The following is a 17,856-nucleotide window of genomic DNA, read 5'->3' as shown; positions in this document are numbered from 1 at the left end:
CAGCCATCAGCCCTTCACTCCTGCCTTTTCGTCGCCGGGCAGCACAGGCGCCGGATAGTCGGCGCCCTCCCACGGCGACAGGAAGTCGAACGTCCGGAATTCCTGGGTCAGCTTGACGGGTTCATAGACGACCCGCTTCTGCTCCTCGTCGTAACGGACCTCGACATAGCCCGTCATCGGGAAGTCCTTGCGCAGCGGATGGCCTTCGAACCCGTAGTCGGTCAGCAGGCGGCGCATGTCGGGGTGACCCGAGAAGATCACGCCGTACATGTCGTAGGCTTCGCGCTCGAACCAGCCGGCCGACGGATAGACGTGGCAGACCGTGGGAACGGGCTGGACCTCGTCGGTCACGACCTTGACGCGAACCCGCGCGTTCCGGGTCATCGACAGCAGATGATAGACGACTTCGAACCGCTCTTCGCGATCCGGATAGTCCGCGCCGCACACGTCCAACAGTTGCTGGAAGCCGAAGCGGTCACGCAGCCCGGTCATGACCTCGACGATCCGTTCGCGCGGCGCCACCAGGGTCAGCTCACCGAACGCCACCTGGGCCTCGACGCCAAGCGCGCCCACCAGCTCGGCGCCCATCGGCGTCAGCGCGGCCTCGAACTGGGCCTGAACAGCCAGCGAGCTCATCGGTCGATGGTCCCCGTACGACGAATCTTCTTCTGCAGCTGCAGCAGCCCGTACAGCAACGCCTCCGCCGTCGGCGGACAGCCGGGCACATAGACGTCCACCGGAACAACGCGGTCGCAACCGCGAACGACGCTGTAGCTGTAATGATAATAGCCGCCGCCATTGGCGCAGCTGCCCATGGACACGACATAGCGCGGGTCGGGCATCTGGTCGTAGACCTTGCGGATGGCGGGGGCCATCTTGTTGGTCAGGGTGCCGGCGACGATCATCAGGTCCGAGTGACGCGGGCTGCCGCGCGGAGCCATGCCGAAGCGTTCGACGTCGAAGCGCGGCATCGACATCTGGATCATCTCGACGGCGCAGCAGGCCAGGCCGAAAGTCATCCACATCAGCGACCCGGTGCGCGCCCAGGTGATCACGTCGTCAAGCGAGGCGGTCAGGAAGCCGCGCTCACCCAGCTCCATGTTCACCGACTCGAAGAACTTGTCGTGGATCTTGGGATCATAGCCCTCGACCGTCGAACGAGCGGCCGAATTGGCCGGAACCAGCGCGCCGGGAAGCGGCGAGGAAGGTGCGACTATTCCCATTCCAGGGCTCCCTTCTTCCATTCGTAGATGAAGCCGATGGTCAGGACGCCGAGGAAGACCATCATCGACCAGAAGGCGAAGATCATCCCCGCGTGCGACAGGTCGAACATCGACACCGCCCACGGGAAGAGGAAGGCCACTTCCAAGTCGAAGATGATGAAGAGGATCGACACCAGATAGAAGCGAACGTCGAACTTCATCCGTGCGTCGTCGAAGGCGTTGAACCCGCACTCATAGGCGGACAGCTTTTCCGCGTCGGGGTTTTTGGGGGCCAGCAGCATCGGCAGGGCGATGAAAAGCACGCCGATGAAGGCGGCGATGCCGGCGAAGATCAGGACCGGCAGATATTCGAGCAGAAAAGCGTTCATTCAAAGAACCTCGGCCGCCGGGGAGAGGCGGGATTCGGCGCTTCTTAGACCCAACGTTCGCGCGGTTCAAACCCCTGCTGTGATTGGTTTTTTATTGAGAACGGATCGCAAGTCGCGAGGCCATATGTCGCAGCGGCTCCGCTTGCTGTTTTGCCCCCTTCCCGGCCCTACTGGCGCCTTGAAATCGTAACCGAAAGTCATCTGGATGAGCGCTGGCAGCCGTCTTCTGAACGCCGTCGAGAGAGTGGGGAATCGGCTGCCCGATCCCGTCTTCCTCTTTCTGTGGCTGATCGGCGCACTGATCCTGCTCAGTCTGGTCGGCGCCGGTCTGGGATGGTCCGCCGTCAATCCGGTCACCGGAGATCGGCTGGTGGCGCAAAGCCTGCTTTCGGCAGAGAACCTCGAGCGGCTGATCATCGGCATGCCGCGCACCCTTGCGGACTTCCCACCGTTGGGGATCGTCATCACCATCATCTATGGCGCGTCAGTCGCGGAAAGGACCGGCCTGTTCGCCACAGCGATTCGCGGCGCCCTGCTGAATGCGCCGCGCGCCATACTGACGCCCGTCGTGGTGATCACCGGCATGGTGTCCCACCATGCGTCCGACGCCTCCTATGTGGTGGTGATCCCGCTGGCGGCTGTGATCTTCGCGGCGGCGGGTCGCCACCCTCTGGCGGGGCTAGCGGCGGGGTTCGCCGCCGTATCAGGCGGTTACGCCGGCAATCTGTTCCCCGGCGCCAGCGACGCCCTGATCCTGGGCATCACCGAGCCGGCGGCCCATCTGATCGACCCCTCCTATTCGGTGAACATCGCCGGCAACTGGTTCTTCATCGTCGGGGTGGTGGTCGTCTTCACGCCCATCGTCTGGTTCCTGACCGACCGGGTGATCGAACCCCGACTGGGCCGCTGGACCCCGTCCGAAGGCGTGGCCGCGCCCGCAGCGTCGGAAAAGCAGCCCCTGACCGCCACGGAAAAGCGCGGTCTGTCCTGGGCCGGCCTGGCGCTTTTGGGCATGATCGGCCTTTGGACCCTGATCACTCTTCTACCCGGTTCGCCATTCGTAGATCCGGAGGCGGTGGCGGAACAGAGGTTCAATCCGCTGTATCGTTCGCTGGTCGCCTTCTTCGCCGTGACCTTCTTTGTCCTGGGCGGCGCCTATGGAGCCGGATCCGGTTCGATCCAGTCTCATCGCGACCTGGTGAAGATGATGCGCGACGGGATCGCCCAGCTAGCGCCCTATATCGTCCTGGCCTTCTTCGCCGCCCACTTCGTCGCCATGTTCAACTGGTCGGGCCTGGGGCCGATCCTCGCGGTCAACGCCGCAGCCGAGCTGAAGACCCTGGCCCTGCCCGCCCCACTGCTGCTGATCTGCGTCGTTCTGGTCTCCTGCGTCTTCGATCTGTTCATCGGCTCGGCATCGGCCAAATGGTCCGCCCTGGCGCCCATCGTGGTGCCCATGTTCATGCTGCTGGGAATCTCGCCCGAGATGACGACCGCCGCCTATCGGATGGGCGACTCGGTGACCAATATCGCCACGCCGCTGATGAGCTATTTTCCGCTGATCCTGACCTTCGCCCAGCGCTGGGACCCGCGCTTCGGCCTAGGGTCGTTAATGGCGACCATGCTGCCCTATGCGGGGGCCTTCCTAGTCGCCGGCCTGGCCATGGTGGCGGCCTGGGTGGCGTTCGACCTGCCCGTGGGGCCGGGCGTGGGCGTCCACTACGAGCCGCCCGCCCCCGCTGTTGCCGCGCAGGAGCCGCTGGCGGGCGGTCTGGCGGGTCCGCACAGCCCGCCCCAGGCGGCGGCGAGGCCGTGAGGGGCGGCCATCTAGACCGTCCATCCATCGCTGCGCGCTTCTGGCCGAAACCGTCGAAGCAAGGTTTTGGCATGATCGGACGCCGGGATGAAGGCCGACACTCTAGGTCGAAAGCCTGTGAGCTCGAGATCGCCACCCGTGCATCCAGAAGCGAAACGAAAGCGACTAAATCCCGACAGCCGCTGGATTTTTGGCCACCTGTGCAATAACCTGATCCGCCTACGATACAGTTTCGCTTCCGCGTACCGAATGCGGCCGGCTCGAAGTTCTCGCGCTCCGCCTTTACCGACCATCGGGGATATGGCCGACAAGACCAACAAGCTGGGCCACAAGATCGGCGCGCGCGGGGGCCGAACCCGCCAGGCGATCCTCGACGCGACCCGGACACTGCTCAACTCGCGTCACTATGGCGAAATCCGCGTCGCCGACCTGGCCTCGGCCGCGGGCGTGTCGCCCTCCAACTTCTACACCTATTTCAAGACGGTCGAAGAACCGGTCCTGGCCCTATGCGAGACCGCGGCGACCGATTTTCAGGGTCTAGCCGCCCACTTCCAGGCCGACTGGCCCGGCGACAAAGCCTTTGGCATAGGCCGGGCCTTCATTCTGGACGTCATGGCCATCTGGCGCGATCACGGCCAGGTTCTGCGGGTCGAGCACATGCTGGCCGACAATGGCGACGCGGCCTTTGTCGAAAGTCGGGTTCGCCGCCTGCGTCGGCTGCACCTGGCGATCGAGCGCCGCGTTGCTCAGGCCCACGCCGCAGGTCTGCACCCCAAGGATTACAATCCGCGCCTGGCCTCCTACCAGATCGCCTCGATCGCTGAATCCACGGCCGCCAGTTTCGACCTGCTGCGTCGCGCCGACACGCCCGAGGCCATTCTGGACACGGCCGCCATCATCATCGTCAAGCTGACGACGGGGCGCTAGAGGCCCAGCGGCCCATACAGCCAGGTTAGCCAGATCCCCACGGCCAGAAACACCCCGAAGGGCAGCTTGTCCGTCGCGCTGACCGAGCGGCGCACCACCAGCAGACCGAACACCAGACTAAGCCCCGCGGCCGAGGCCCACAGCAGCACGCTGGGCAGGCCGATCCATCCGACCCAGCCCCCCGCTCCGGCGAACAGGAAGGGGTCGCCCCCGCCCAGGCCGTCGCGCTTGCGGACCGCCTTGTACATCCAGCCGACCAGCCACAGCCCGCCGAAACCGACCGCTGCCCCGATCAGGTGCGACAGGGCCACGTCCCATCCAATCAAAGCGGCCGCGATCAGGCCCGTCGCCGCCAGCGGCCAGGTCAGGACATCGGGAAGCCAGAAATTCTCGCCGTCGATGATGGCGATCAGCAGCAGTTGCCAGCCCAGCACGGCGGTCGTTGCGACCATCAGCCATGACGATCCGCTGAAGCCCGCCCAGGCGCCGACCAGCCCTGCTCCCAGTTCGATCAGCGGATAGCGCGGCGAGATGGCGACGCCGCACCGGGCGCAGCGCGCGCGCAGCACCAGCCAACTGACCAACGGGACGAGTTCCCACGGCCGCAGGGGCTGGTCGCAGCCCATGCACCGCGACCGGGCGACGACGATGTCTTCTTCACGCGGCAGGCGGACGCTGACCGCCGCCAGGAAGCTGCCGATGATCAGGCCCAGAAGGCCCATGACGACGGCGGCGAAGACAGGGCTCATTTCTAGGTCCGGACGGTGAAGAACCGCCCCCGCTTAGCCGCCCCCGAGCGCCACCGCCACATGATAGGTCGCGAACGAGGCCAGATAGGCGAGACCGAACATGTAGACGATCATGACCCAGGTCCATTTCCACGAGTTTGTCTCGCGCTTCACCACGCCCAGGGTCGCCACGCACTGGGGCGCGAAGATGTACCAGGCCAGGAAGGACAGGGCCGTCGCCAGCGACCATTGGGCCGACAGGGTCGAGGCCAGCAGACCCGTCGCATTCTCGGCGTCGGCGATGGCGTAGGTGGTGCCCAGGGCCGCCACCGCAACCTCGCGCGCCGCCATGCCGGGAATCAGGGCGATGACCATCTGCCAGTTGAAGCCGATGGGGGCGAAGATCGGCTCCAGGGCCCGACCGATCATGCCGGCGAACGAATAGTCGATGGCCGGAAGGGTCGCGTTCTCGGGCGGATAGGGGAAGGTCCCCAGCACCCAAACAATGATCACGAGCGGCAGGATGATGCGGCCCGCCCGGTTCAGAAATATCTTCGCCCGGAGCCACAGGTTGAAGCCGACACTCTTCAGATCGGGAACCTTGTAGGTGGGCAGTTCCATCATGAAGGGCTCGACCGCGCCGCGCCAGAAGACCTTGCGAATTACCAACGACACGAGAAGCGCGCTGACGATGCCGGCGGCGTAGAGGCCGAACATGACCAGCCCCTGCAAATTGGCGAAACCCCAGACCGTCTCGTTCGGGATGAAGGCGGCAATGATCAGCGTATAGACCGGGATCCGCGCCGAGCATGTCATCAGCGGCGCGACCAGAATGGTGGTCAGGCGGTCACGTTTGGAATCGATCACCCGCGCCGCCATGACGCCCGGAATAGCGCAGGCCACGCTGGACAGCAGCGGAATGAAGGCGCGGCCATGCAGGCCCGCGAAACCCATGATGCGGTCCAGCAAAAAGGCAGCCCGCGCCATGTAGCCGAAATCCTCAAGCGCGATGATGAACAGGAACAGGACCAAAATTAGCGGCAGGAAGACCAGCACGCTGCCCACGCCTGAAATTATGCCGTCCACGAGCAGGCTCTGCAGCAAGACCCCCGCGCCGCTGTCGGGGATCAAACCGGCCACAAAAGTTCCAAAAGCGACGCAAATCGCGTCGATGCCGTCAGCCACGGGCGTCGCCCAGCTAAACACCGCCTGAAACATGACGAACATTATGACCGACAGTACGATCAGACCGCCGACAGGGTGCAACAGGACGGAATCGATCCGTCCGGTCAGGGTGTCGGGCCGCTCAGGCGGGCGCACGCAGGTCTTCATGATCCGCTCGGCCTCGCGGGCGGCGGTGCGCAGCTCGGCGGCGTCGGGGCTATGCCAGATGTTCTCGCCCAGGGCGGCCGCTTCGGCCTGCGCTTCGACGGCGGCGACCAGGTCGTCGATCCCGCGCTTGCGCGTCGCCACCGTGGTGATGATCGGCACGCCCAGTTCGGCGCGCAGTTGCTCCAGATCGATCCGCAACCCCTGGCGCTGGGCGATGTCGTACATGTTCAGCGCCAGCACCATCGGCCGGCCAACCGCCTTCAGTTCCAGGATCAGCCGCAGCACCAGCCGCAGGTTGGTGGCGTCGGCGACGCAGACCACCAAGTCCGGCGGCGTCTCACCGGCCAGACGGCCCAGGACGGCGTCACGCGTGACTTCCTCGTCGGGGCTGCGGGCGCGCAGAGAATAGGTGCCGGGCAGGTCCAGCACCGACATGGTCCGGCCGGAAGAGGCGCGGATCAGCCCCTCTTTGCGCTCCACCGTGACGCCGGCGTAGTTGGCGACCTTCTGGTGGGCGCCGGTCAGGGCGTTGAACAGGGCGGTCTTGCCGCTGTTCGGATTGCCGACCAGGGCGACGCGGGCGATCTTCAGGGCCATGTCCATCAAGCGGCGTCCAGCTTAATCGTCAGGCTGGCGGCCTCATGGCGGCGCAGGGCCACGCGCATGTCGTCCACCTTCATGGCGATCGGGTCGCGACCGAACAGGCCTTCGTGCAGCAGTTCGATCCTGGCCCCCTCGACAAAGCCCAGCTCCAGCAGCCGGCGTTCCAGCTCGACCTCGTTATCCTTGTGGTGACAGTGGCCGCCCACCTGGACGATGACGCCACGATCACCGCGTCGGGCCTGGCTCAGCTTTATTGTATCGGTCAAATCTAGGCTCGCACGAGCGGGTGCCGCCCCAACGGCTCCGCGTTTCATTGACACTGATTATCAGGCGCGCCCCCTCCCCGTCCAGCGGGACAGCTTGACCAATTGCCGCGCTGGACATTTGCCCTATCCGCCGCCCTAACCTGCCGCAAACTGGAGTCTCCGATGCGCCGCCTGTCCCTCGCCGTCCCTCTTGTTCTGGCGCTCGCAGCCTGTAGTCCTGACGCGAGTGGTGACGACACCCCCACCGTCGCCAAGGCCAAGCCCGCGCCTGGCCTCACCGAGACGGAGAAGGCCAGTCTGCTAGCCTCGCTGCCGGCGCCCTACAACGCCGGCGATCTGGCGAATGGCCGGCGTGTCTTCGCGCGCTGTCGCGCCTGCCACACCATCGGTCAGGATGGGCCGGATCTGGCGGGCCCCAACCTCTACGGCGTATTTGGGCGCAAGGCCGGCGACCGGCCGCGCTACAACTATTCCAACACCATGCGAACGGCGACCTTCGTCTGGGACGCCCCGACCCTGGATCGCTGGCTTCAGAGCCCGCGCGGCTTCCTGCCCGGCAACAAGATGAGCTTCGCCGGCCTGCCCGACGCCGACGATCGTCGCGACGTGATCGCCTTCCTGAAGACCGAAACGGGCTATCGCCCGCCTGCGCCTACGGCGCCCGCGCCCTGAAGCCTCAGCCTGAGCCTCAGCCTTCGGTGATCGGCTTGGGGCCGCCTTCACGCTGCTCGTGGGCCTCCCACTCCTCGATCTTGCGGGCGGTCCATTCCGGCGACTTGGTGAAGCGCGCCAGGACGCCGTAGATCACCGGCACCACGAACAGGGTCAGCACGGTCGCAAAGATGGCGCCGGTGAAGATGACCACGCCGATGGTCTGGCGACTGCCCGCCCCCGCCCCCTGCCACAGCACCAGCGGCAGGGCGCCGAAGGCGGTGGCGATGGAGGTCATGATGATCGGCCGCAGACGCAGCGAGGCCGACTCGATGATCGCCTCGCGGATCGACCGTCCCTGATCGCGCAGTTGGTTGGCGAACTCGACGATCAGGATGCCGTTCTTGGCCGCCACCCCGATCAGGATGATCAGGCCGATCTGGCTGTAGAGATTCAGGCTGGACCCGGCCATCAGCAGGCCAAACAGTCCCCCCGCCGCCGCCAGCGGCACCGTCAGCATGATGACCGCCGGCGTGATCCAGCTTTCGAACTGGGCCGCCAGCACCAGGAAGACCAGCAGCAAGGCCAGACCAAAGGCCGCGACGACAGCGCCGCCCGCCTCCTGCTGATCCCGCGCCGCACCGCCCCATTGGGTGACGACGCCGCCTTGGGGCTGTTTCGCCGCCTCGGCGCTGAGGAACTGCACCGCATCGTCGATGGTCGTTCCGGGGTTCAGATCGGCCTGGAGCGAGATTGACCGCTGGCGATCCAGACGACGCCGGTCCGGCGTGTCGCCCGAGGTCTGGGTTGTCACCACCGCCGACAGGGGCACCAGTTGCCCGGCGCCGGTCGCGACATACAGGGCCTCCAGATCCGCGACTTCGCGACGGTTGTCGCGATCCGTCTGCAGGATCACGTCATACTCCTGCCCGCCCTTGATATAGGTGGTGGCGGTGCGCGACCCGAACATGGTCTCCAGCGTTCGGCCTATGGACTGGGACGACACGCCCAAGGCGGCCGCCTTCTGCGGATCGACATCGACCAGCAGGCGCGGCGAGTTCGGCTCATAGTTCAGGCGGGGACGCGAAAAGCCCGGATTGGCCTGCGCCGCCGCCAGCATGGGCTGAAGCCACCTATAGATTTGGTCGTAGTCCGTCCCGGTGGCGACCAGCTCGACCGAGTTGGAGTTGCCGCCGCCGCGCTGGAAGGCGCCGGGGGTCGAGGCGTTGACCTGGGCGTCCGTCTGTCCGCGCAGCTTGCCGTTCAGCTCTTGCGCGATCTCGGCGGCCGACCGGTCGCGCTTGGACCAGTCGGACAGAACCAGAACCCCGTTGCCGGTGTTGAAACTGCCGCCGCCGAAACCAGGGGCCGACACCAGATAGGAGTCCGCCTCCCCGCTGGCCTTGTAGTCAGCCAACAGCGGCTCCAAGCCCATCATGATCTTGCGGGTATAGTCGAAGCCCGCACCCTCAGGTCCCGCGACGCGAACCGACACACGGCCCCGGTCCTCGTCCGGCACCAGCTCGTTCGGCAGGATTAGGAAGATGCCGCCCGCGCCGGCCGCGACCAGGGCGATCAGAGCGCCGACGCCGATCACCGCGATGCGACGCCCCAGCAGCATGTCCAGGGAACGGCCATAAGAGGTCTTCAGCCCGTCCATGGCCCAGTCGACCCGCCGCGCCAGCCAGCCGCCGCTTTGCGCCGGCTTCAGGATCTTGGACGCCAGCATGGGCGACAGGCTGAGCGCCAGGAAGGCCGAGAAGGCCACCGCCGCAGCAATCGCCGCCGCCAGTTCGACGAACAACCGCCCGACATAGCCGGGCAGGAACAGCAGCGGCGCGAACACCGACAGCAGGACGATGGTCGTCGCCACAACGGCGAAGAACACCTGCCGCGCCCCCCGTTCGGCGGCCACCAACGGCGGCTCGCCGTGATCCAGACGACGCTGGATGTTCTCGACCACCACGATGGCGTCGTCGACGACCAGACCGATGGCCAGCACAAGGGCCAGCAGGGTCAGCAGGTTCAGCGAAAAGCCTAGGGGCGCCAGGACGATGAAGGTCGCTAACAGACAGATGGGCGCGACAATGGACGGGATCAGAGCAGCCCGAAGACTGCCCAGGAAGACGAAGTTGACCAGGGCCACCAGGGCCATGGAGATGCCGATGGTGATCCACACCTCGTCGATGGCGTGCGAGGTGAAGACCGAGTTGTCCGACCCGATCTCCAGCGTCACGCCAGGCGGCAGGCTGGGGCGAATGTCGTCGATCATCTTGCGGACGCCGTCCGAGATGGCCAGATCGTTCGACTGGGCCTGGCGGGTCACGGCCAGACCGATCTGGTCCATGCTGTTGCCACGGAACAGGCGGCGATCCTCCTCCGGCGCCTCTTCGACGCGGGCGACGTCGCCTAGGCGGGTCACATAGGTCGGCTGCCCCTGAATGATGGCCGAAGAGCCGCTGCCTGTACCGGTCGCGACCGAAGCCGACGCCGACGCAGAGCCCCGCGTGCCGATGGGCAGCTGTCGGAAGTCCTCAGGCCGGGCGTAGGTGCGGGCCACCCGGACCGTATAATCCTTGTCGGTCGATTCCAGAGATCCGGCCGGCAGTTCGACGTTCTGGCTGATCAGAGCAGTCTCGACATCATTGACCGTCAGACCCCGCGCCGCCAGCGCCGCGGGGTCCAGCCATATCCGCATCGAATAGCGCTGCTCGCCGTAGATATTGACCTGGGCCACGCCCGGCACCGTCGCCATCCGATCCACCAGATAGCGGTCGGCATAGTCGGTCAGCTGCAGCCGGTTCATCGTCGTCGAGCGCAGGAAGACAATGATGATCGGCTGGCTGTCGGAATCCGCCTTGGCCACTTCCGGCGGATCGGCCTGGTCCGGCAGACGTCCGACCACCCGACTGACGCGGTCGCGCACGTCATTGGCGGCGTCGTCGATGTTCCGGTCCAGCGAGAACTCGATATTGACGTTCGAGCGGCCGTCGCGGCTGGTCGAGTTGATGCGTTCGACGCCCTGGATGCCGGCGATCTGCTGTTCGATCGGCTCGGTAATCCGGCTCTCGATCACCTCGGCCGAGGCGCCGGCGTAGCTGGTGTTGACCGAGACGATCGGCGGATCCACGTCCGGCAGTTCGCGCACGGGCAGGAAGAAGAAGGCGGCCGCCCCGATCACGCACAGGACGATGGCGGCGACGGCCGCAAAGACCGGTCGCCGGACCGAAACGTCGGACAGCATCATCGTGCGGCGCTCTCAGCGGCCTTAAGATTTGGCCCGCGTCCGGCGCCGGCGACGCTGATCGGCGCGCCGGGCTGGATTCGGTTCAGGCCCGAACCGACGATCCGGTCGCCCACCTCCAAGCCGGACAGAATCTCGACGAAGCCGTTCTCGACGACGCCGGTCTCGATCTCCACACGCTGGGCCGTCGTGCCCTGGGCGCCGGGAGCGATGCGATAGACGAAGGCGCCCTCGCCCTCATACTGAATGGCGGACTCCGGCGCGGCAGGCGCCTGGCGCTGGCCCTGCTGAACCGCGACGCGCAGCAGCATGCCGGGGCGGATGCGACCACCGGGATTGGGGAATTCGGCGCGGGCGGTGGCGGCGCGGGTGGTTTCGTTGACACGCGTGTCGATCAGGGCGATCCGCCCCTGGAACGGCGTGTCGCCATAGGCGTCGGCCGTGGCGGTGATCGAGACGCCGGCGCGCAGGACATTCAGGTAACGCTCGGGCAAGGGAAAATCGACGCGAATGGTCGATGTGTCGTCCAGGGTCGCAATCACTGCGCCAGGATTGATAAGGGTTCCGGGCGTGACGGTCGTCAGGCCCAAAGTCCCTGCGAAAGGCGCGCGGATAACACGATCGCCGCGCCGCGCCTGCGCTGCGTCCAGCGATGCGCGTGCGGTCTCCAGCGCCGTCTCGGCCTGTTCCAGCAGCACCTGCGGGGCGATGCCGCGATCCGTCAGCGCCTTGTAGCGTTCATATTCCCGCTGCGCCTGAGCGACATTGGCGCGCGCCTCGATGATGGCCGCGTCCTCTTCACGCGCCTGCAATTCAACCAGAGGCGCGCCCGCCGAGACCGTCTGCCCGTCCGTGAACAGAACACGGGTGATCAGTTCTGTGGTCGAAGAGGTGATATTGACCGACCTCTGCCCCCTTGCGACGCCCAGGACGCGAATCTGATCCGAGAACTGGCGTTCGGACACGGTCGCCTCGGACACCTGCTGCCCGCCCCGGCGCCCACCGCCCGGCCCGCCCGCAGCCTCATCGTCGGCGAACGCCACCTTCAGCACGGCGGCGAGGACCATCAGCCCCAACAGCACAGCTGCGGCGATCAGGAAGAAGTGGCGTCTTATCACGCAACAGACTTTCAAATTCAGAGGACGCGCACGCTTAGCGGCTTCTCGACCGGGCGCAAGATTACCTATTGGTAACGTCGTGTACGACGAATTCCGTCGCACAGATGACGATCAAAATCTGCGCCAGATCGCCACAACCGGTCCCTGCGCGATAGCCGTCTCCCGACCCGCCACCGTCTGTCGCCAGCCCGCCTGCACGCTCCAGTCGCCGAAGTCGCGCGTCACCGAGGTTTCCACCGACAGCCAACGGGCCCCGCCGTCCGCCGCGCCGCCGAACGCCTGGCCCATCACCAGCCAATCCCGCCCGATCCTGCCGCCAACCGTAGCGTCCACGCGGGTTTCGTCGGGTAGACCGTCACGCAACCGACGCGCCGCCTGCAACTCGACGAACGATCGATCCATCCCCCAGCGGCCCCCGACGGCGCCCAGCGACCGACCGGCTGAAACCCGCGCTTCCCAGTCGTGCTCGCCGACGCCGGGCGCGGCGTAACCGGCGTTGCGCCCCTGCCCCGCGCGAGCGTAACCGCCATACAGGCTGACGGCATTGTGATCGGTTCGCCAGACCTGCCAGGTCGCCCCGACCTCGATCGGTCCCCGACCTTCGTAATCGATGAAGGCGTCTTCCCCTTGTTGCCAATCAGCCTTCAGCTGAAGCGTCAGCCGGTCGGTCAGTCCGTATTCGGCGAACAGGCCCGCCGTCCGGTCCGTTCGATCCAATTCCAGCGGCCGCCTCTCGCCTGCGGGATCAAACCCCTCTTTGGCCAGCATGTCGTCATACTTGACGATCGCCTGTGCCTGGCCTTTAGGCTGAGTCCAGGCTCCGGCGGAGGCCGTACTCGCCAGGCCCGCGAGGGCGACCGCCACCCCGGCGACCGCCCCGGTTTGACCTAGGCGTCGTAGCCTGGCGACTTCCGATCCAGTTGTCGCAAGGCCCCCGGCCAGGCGAGCGCCGAGATGAAGCCGATCCCCCGCCCCTGCTCCTTCGTCTCCGCCTGGGCGTGATCCGGGGCGATCAGCACATGTTCGCGCCCACCGGCCAGGGCGGCCACCTGCTGCGCGCAGGCCCTTTCCAGGAAGAATATCCCGATCCATGCCTGCGCCGCCGTCTCCCCGACCGCGAGCGTACCGTGATTTCTCAACAGCATCAGCGGCTTGTCTCCAAGATCGGCCACCAGACGTTCGCGCTCGTCATGGTTCAGCGCCAATCCCTCATACCCATGATACGCAACTTGATGCTGTAGTAAACACGCGTTCTGGCTGATTGGCAGCAGGCCATGCTGCTGCGCCGCCACGCCCACGCCGCTGACGGTGTGCAGATGGATCACGAACTTCGCATCCTCGCGCGCCGCATGGACCGCCGAATGGATGGTGAAGCCCGCCGGATTGATGAAGTTCGTCGTCTCCTGAACGATGTTCCCGTCCAGATCGACCTTCACCAGCGACGAGGCGGTGATCTCCTCGAAATAGTAGCCGTAGGGATTGATCAGGAAATGATGTTCCGGCCCCGGCACGCGGGCCGAGATATGGGTGAAGATCATGTCGTCCCAGCCGTGCAACGCCACGAGGCGGTAAAGGGCGGCCAGTTCGACACGGACCTGCCACTCGGCTTCGGACACACGGGTTTTCAACGCGGGGCTGGCGCCATCGGCCATGGGGTTCCTCCTGGGTTCAACATGCCTCTCACGGGCTTTGCCTGACCGTCCTCCCGCACCCGCCATCCGTCAAGCGGCGGACTTAAGACGGCGACGTTAACCTTCGCCTTTCAGCTTCCGTTAACCGCACCTTCACGACAGGGACCATAATGTGCTGCGTGTGAGCTTACTGCGTCCGGGAGTCGCCGTGTCCGCTGCCCTTCGAATGCCGACGTCTGAGGCGCTCGCGCCCGGCCTCTCCGCAACGGACCTCCTTGATCTGGCGCGCAGCAAGGCCCCCGACGACCGCCTACGCCTTCTCTCCGGCGTCATCAGCCTTTGCGAAGCCGCCGTCCCGTCCACGCCCATGCCGCCCGTGCTCGGCGAAATCTTCCTGACCCTGGCCGTCCAGGCCGAGCGGGACATCCGCCAGCAGCTGGCCGAACGTATCGCCTCCGCCGACTGGGCCCCGCTGACGCTAGTCGAAATGCTGGCGCTGGACGAGATCGACATCGCCGCCCCGGTCATCGCATCCAGTCCCGTGCTGAAGGACGCCGCCCTGATCCGCGTCCTGGTCGAAACCACGCTCGAGCATCAGATCGCGGTCGCCCGCCGCCCCCACCTCTCGGGTGGGGTCGTGGACGCCATACTGGACCAGGCCGATCCGATCACCATGACCGCCCTGGCGTCGAACCGCAGCGCCGATATCGGCGAAGCGGCGATGCACCGGCTGGTCGAGCATTCGCGTCGCATCGCCGGTCTGCGCGCGCCCCTGACCCGCCATCCGCGGCTGAGCGAATCCCTGGCCCACGAGCTCTACCAATGGGTCGGGCAGGCCCTGCGTCAGTCCATCGGCGAACGGTTCGAGATCGACGACCGTCTGCTGAACGCGGCGGTGCGCGCCGCCTCCGCCAACGCCGCGCGTAATCCGACATGGCGCCCAATTCCGAACGAACGCCGAATCGAGGATCGCGAGCGCCAGGAGATGGAGCGTCGCCTGATCGAAAAGCTGATGGCTGCGGGTCAACTCCGCCCCGGCATCCTGATCCGCGCCCTGCGTGAGCAGCGCCTCGGCCTGTTCGAACAGGCTCTGGGTCAACTCGGAAACTTCACGCCCGCCCAAATCCGCGCCGCCGTCTATGCGCCGACCGCAGAGCCCCTGTATCTCGCCTGCCTCGCCGTCGGCATGGACAAGGCCGTCTTCCCCTCCCTGCTGGCCGAGGTGCGCAAACTGGCGGACGGTCTGCCCGGCGACGGCGGCTGGACCACCACGCCGATGAACAGCCATTCGGCCGCCCGCGCTTTTCGTCAGATGATGGAAAAGACCGCGACCGTTTGACTTCGCGGTCAAGCTGGGGCTCACGTTCGGCGTGACCCAGATCCCCGCACTCGCCTTCGTCGCCAGCGACCGACCCGAAGCTCAGGCGGCGCGCCAGGCCCTGATCGCCCGCTATGGCGCTGTGCCCGAGGAAGAGGCCGACATCATCGTCGCCCTCGGCGGCGACGGACAGATGCTGGAAACCCTGCACGGCAATCTTCGCCGCCGCACCCCCGTCTACGGCATGAACCGAGGGTCGGTTGGCTTCCTGATGAACGACTATGACGAAGACGACCTGATCACCCGCGTCGTCGCCGCCGAACGCACCGTCATTCATCCGCTTCAGATGGACGCCTGGACCGAAAGCGGCGAGGTCCATACCGGTCTGGCCATCAACGAGGTCTCCCTGCTGCGCCAGACGCGCCAGAGCGCCAAGCTGAAGATCACCGTCGACGAACGGGTGCGACTGGAAGAACTGTCCTGCGACGGCTGTCTGGTCGCCACCCCGGCGGGCTCCACGGCCTATAATCTGTCGGCCCACGGCCCGATCATCCCCCTGGACGCCCGCATACTGGCCCTGACCCCGATCAGCGCCTTCCGCCCCCGACGCTGGCGCGGGGCCCTCCTGTCCCATGGCGCCAGGGTGCGGTTCGACGTTCTGGAGGCGGACAAGCGCCCGGTCTCCGCCACCGCCGATAATTTCGAGGTCCGGCGCGTGTCGCGGGTCGAGGTGCGCGAACGGCGCGACGTCGCCCTGACCATGTTGTTCGACGCCGGCCGATCCTTCGACGAACGGGTCATGACCGAGCAGTTCACCAACTGACGCCCCGCTTATACGGCTTCTTAAGGCGGCAGGGCTAAGCTCCGCCCAAATTCTATGGAGGTCCGCCATGAGCGATCCGGCGAACGTCAAGTCCCCTACGCCGTCCTTTCGCCCCCGGGTAGGCGGCGGCTTCGGCATCAATGCCGACGCTATCGCCCGAGCCGAGGAAGCGCTGAAGGCCATGTCGGCCCAGTTCGGCCAGTGGCTCAACGACGAGATCGTCAAACTGGATCAGGCCCAGGCCGACATCCGCGAAAAGGGCCTGACGGCCGAAACGGCGGAAGCTCTCTATTTCCGCGCCCATGATCTGAAGGGCCTGGGAACCACCTACGAATATCCCCTGGTGACCCGCATCGCCGGTTCGCTGTGCCGGCTGCTGGACGACGCTGCGGCCCGCGCGGATGCGCCCCTGACCATCGTCAACGCCCACGTCGATGCGATCCGCTCCGTGGTCCGCGATCAGATCAAGACCGACGAAAACCCCACCGGCCGCGTCCTGGCTGAGTCCCTCGAAGCCGAGGTCTCTCAGCACAAGTCCCGCTGAGCCATTCCAGGTCGACTACAGCAAAGGGGCTCGTCTGCGGACGGCCCCTTTTTTTCTCCGCGACGCGAGGATTCAGGCGGCGGAGGCCGCCATCTGCGCCGGACGCATCGGCGCCTGGTCCAGCCGCTCCATCAGATAGGCCAGGTCATCGCGCGGCACGTTGGGCCGTTGGGTCAGGAACCGCTCCAACATCCGCTGACGGAAGACGTCGCTCGACGTATCCACCCCCTCGGCCGACAGCGCCCGCCAAGTGTCCACCCCGGCGCGGAAGGCCTGGAACAGGCGCGGCGGCAGGCCCGCCCGATCATAGATGGCTTTCAGCCCCAGCGGCCCCGCGTCATGGATCATCAGCCAGGCCCGGTGATGCGGCGTCGCCGCCAACTCAGCCAAGCCATGTTCCAGCATCGTCATCTGGCCGCGCGCCAACCCACGCAGCAACAGCGAAGCGTTCAAGACTTTACGCAGGTTCAGCTGCGCCATGAAGGCCGGCAGGTCGGCGCTGGACGCGGCCTGTTCGACCAGATCGATCGTGGCCCGCTCGCGGGAATATTGCGCCAGTCGAATGGCCGTCTCAGGCGCCACGGCGTGGCGCGAGACCAGGTGTTCGCGCACCGTCTCGCTGGCCAGTTCGATCAGCCGTTCAGTGATATGGAGCGGCAGCACCTGACGATAGGCGACGGCGGCGACCACCTCGCCCGACTCCGGGAAACGATCCACGATCACGCCCAGGGCGCGTTCCGACAGATCGGCGTTGTCATTGGCCGCCAGAACCCGGACCGCCTGCTCGTTCCCCTCGTCGGCCAGGGCCTGGGCCACGTCGCGGGACACGCTCGGCCGTCCAGCGATGGCGATCTGGCGCAGGGCTGAACCGGCGCGCACGATCTCTATCAGATCGTCGTCACTTAGCGCCGGCGAGGCGCCGATGATCGGCAGGGCGATACTGTCCAGATCCGCCGCCAGACGCCGCGCCACATCATTGGGTATCAGGTCCGAGGATTTGAGCGTCACGGCCATGGCCCGGCGCACCAGTTCGGCCGCATCATTGGCCAGCAGACGCACGATCTTCTGCGCCGCCTCCCGCTCGCGGTCATCCAGTTCGGCCCGATCCATGTTGCGGCAGAGCTTGTGGGCGGCCTCGGCGCGCTCGTCCTCATCCACCGCCTTGACCAGGCGTTGGATGTCCATTTCGGTGAGGCGGGCGCGGAAGGCGGTCATGGACGGCTCGTCAGGGAATCGGGCTTGCCGACATCATGACCCTGCCATG

The 17,856-nt window shown here is 66.2% G+C and carries 17 protein-coding genes; 6 read left to right on the top strand and 11 right to left on the bottom strand.

Going from position 1 to position 17,856, the window contains the following annotated elements; all coding sequences use genetic code 11:
- Positions 1-6: 6 nt before the first annotated feature.
- Genes ACW17X_RS01435 through ACW17X_RS01425 form a run of 3 tightly spaced genes read right to left on the bottom strand, consistent with a single transcriptional unit; the run spans position 7 to position 1,591 of the window.
- Positions 7-636 carry an NADH-quinone oxidoreductase subunit C gene (locus tag ACW17X_RS01435; RefSeq protein ID WP_492087311.1) on the bottom strand — a complete coding sequence of 210 codons (630 nt, stop codon included), beginning with the start codon at positions 634-636 and terminating at the stop codon, positions 7-9.
- A complete protein-coding gene (locus ACW17X_RS01430) occupies positions 633-1,244 on the bottom strand; it encodes a NuoB/complex I 20 kDa subunit family protein (protein WP_492087312.1) in 612 nt (203 codons plus the stop codon). The genes ACW17X_RS01435 and ACW17X_RS01430 overlap by 4 nt, the downstream gene beginning before the upstream one ends.
- Entirely contained in the window at positions 1,214-1,591 is a 378-nt protein-coding gene (locus ACW17X_RS01425; RefSeq protein WP_492099212.1) for an NADH-quinone oxidoreductase subunit A, read from the bottom strand. The genes ACW17X_RS01430 and ACW17X_RS01425 overlap by 31 nt, the downstream gene beginning before the upstream one ends.
- 205 nt (positions 1,592-1,796) lie before the next feature.
- Between ACW17X_RS01425 and ACW17X_RS01420 the strand changes: the two genes are divergently transcribed.
- Both ACW17X_RS01420 and ACW17X_RS01415 read left to right on the top strand, forming a co-directional pair.
- Entirely contained in the window at positions 1,797-3,407 is a 1,611-nt protein-coding gene (locus ACW17X_RS01420; protein WP_492099210.1) for an AbgT family transporter, read from the top strand.
- A 300-nt stretch (positions 3,408-3,707) separates the two neighbouring features.
- Complete coding sequence (locus ACW17X_RS01415) at positions 3,708-4,334, top strand: TetR/AcrR family transcriptional regulator (protein ID WP_492087315.1); 627 nt, start codon at positions 3,708-3,710, stop codon at positions 4,332-4,334.
- Here the strand turns inward: ACW17X_RS01415 and ACW17X_RS01410 are convergent.
- The 3 genes from ACW17X_RS01410 to ACW17X_RS01400 are packed head-to-tail and all read right to left on the bottom strand — an operon-like array spanning position 4,331 to position 7,263.
- On the bottom strand, positions 4,331-5,083 hold the full coding sequence (locus tag ACW17X_RS01410) for a prepilin peptidase (protein WP_492099208.1): 753 nt from the start codon (positions 5,081-5,083) through the stop codon (positions 4,331-4,333). The two genes, ACW17X_RS01415 and ACW17X_RS01410, sit on opposite strands and share 4 nt — an antisense overlap.
- A 33-nt stretch (positions 5,084-5,116) precedes the next feature.
- Positions 5,117-6,997 (bottom strand): ferrous iron transporter B, encoded by a 1,881-nt coding sequence (feoB, locus tag ACW17X_RS01405; protein ID WP_492099206.1) that lies wholly within the window; start codon positions 6,995-6,997, stop codon positions 5,117-5,119.
- A complete protein-coding gene (locus ACW17X_RS01400) occupies positions 6,997-7,263 on the bottom strand; it encodes a FeoA family protein (RefSeq protein WP_492025833.1) in 267 nt (88 codons plus the stop codon). The genes feoB and ACW17X_RS01400 overlap by 1 nt, the downstream gene beginning before the upstream one ends.
- A gap of 162 nt (positions 7,264-7,425) precedes the next feature.
- Here ACW17X_RS01400 and ACW17X_RS01395 point away from each other — a divergent pair, with 162 nt between their 5' ends.
- A complete protein-coding gene (locus ACW17X_RS01395; RefSeq protein ID WP_492099202.1) occupies positions 7,426-7,935 on the top strand; it encodes a c-type cytochrome in 510 nt (169 codons plus the stop codon).
- Between the two features lie 16 nt (positions 7,936-7,951).
- On the opposite strand, the gene ACW17X_RS01390 is transcribed toward ACW17X_RS01395, so the two are convergent.
- The 4 genes from ACW17X_RS01390 to ACW17X_RS01375 form a co-directional block, all read right to left on the bottom strand.
- Positions 7,952-11,158, bottom strand: coding sequence for an efflux RND transporter permease subunit (locus ACW17X_RS01390; RefSeq protein ID WP_492100423.1), 3,207 nt, complete (start codon positions 11,156-11,158; stop codon positions 7,952-7,954).
- Positions 11,158-12,276 (bottom strand): efflux RND transporter periplasmic adaptor subunit, encoded by a 1,119-nt coding sequence (locus ACW17X_RS01385; RefSeq protein ID WP_492099200.1) that lies wholly within the window; start codon positions 12,274-12,276, stop codon positions 11,158-11,160. The genes ACW17X_RS01390 and ACW17X_RS01385 overlap by 1 nt, the downstream gene beginning before the upstream one ends.
- Before the next feature lie 111 nt (positions 12,277-12,387).
- Positions 12,388-13,140, bottom strand: a complete 753-nt coding sequence (locus tag ACW17X_RS01380; protein WP_492099198.1) for a hypothetical protein — start codon at positions 13,138-13,140, stop codon at positions 12,388-12,390.
- A 23-nt stretch (positions 13,141-13,163) separates the two neighbouring features.
- A complete protein-coding gene (locus tag ACW17X_RS01375) occupies positions 13,164-13,928 on the bottom strand; it encodes a class II aldolase/adducin family protein (protein ID WP_492087321.1) in 765 nt (254 codons plus the stop codon).
- A gap of 187 nt (positions 13,929-14,115) precedes the next feature.
- On the opposite strand from ACW17X_RS01375, the gene ACW17X_RS01370 reads away from it, so the two are divergent.
- The 3 genes from ACW17X_RS01370 (at position 14,116) to ACW17X_RS01360 (ending at position 16,592) form a co-directional block, all read left to right on the top strand.
- Positions 14,116-15,246 carry a DUF2336 domain-containing protein gene (locus ACW17X_RS01370; protein WP_492099197.1) on the top strand — a complete coding sequence of 377 codons (1,131 nt, stop codon included), beginning with the start codon at positions 14,116-14,118 and terminating at the stop codon, positions 15,244-15,246.
- 31 nt (positions 15,247-15,277) lie between these two features.
- Complete coding sequence (locus tag ACW17X_RS01365; RefSeq protein ID WP_492099195.1) at positions 15,278-16,048, top strand: NAD kinase; 771 nt, start codon at positions 15,278-15,280, stop codon at positions 16,046-16,048.
- A 67-nt stretch (positions 16,049-16,115) separates the two neighbouring features.
- Positions 16,116-16,592, top strand: coding sequence for an Hpt domain-containing protein (locus tag ACW17X_RS01360; RefSeq protein WP_492099193.1), 477 nt, complete (start codon positions 16,116-16,118; stop codon positions 16,590-16,592).
- A gap of 72 nt (positions 16,593-16,664) precedes the next feature.
- Here the strand turns inward: ACW17X_RS01360 and spbR are convergent, their stop codons facing one another.
- On the bottom strand, positions 16,665-17,807 hold the full coding sequence (spbR, locus tag ACW17X_RS01355; RefSeq protein ID WP_492099191.1) for a SpbR family protein: 1,143 nt from the start codon (positions 17,805-17,807) through the stop codon (positions 16,665-16,667).
- Between the last annotated feature and the right edge of the window lie 49 nt (positions 17,808-17,856).

Source organism: Brevundimonas sp. FV1ye4L (genome assembly GCF_058681255.1).
Note: the sequence above shows the minus strand (reverse complement) of the source record. Positions and strands in the feature narration are given on the sequence as shown.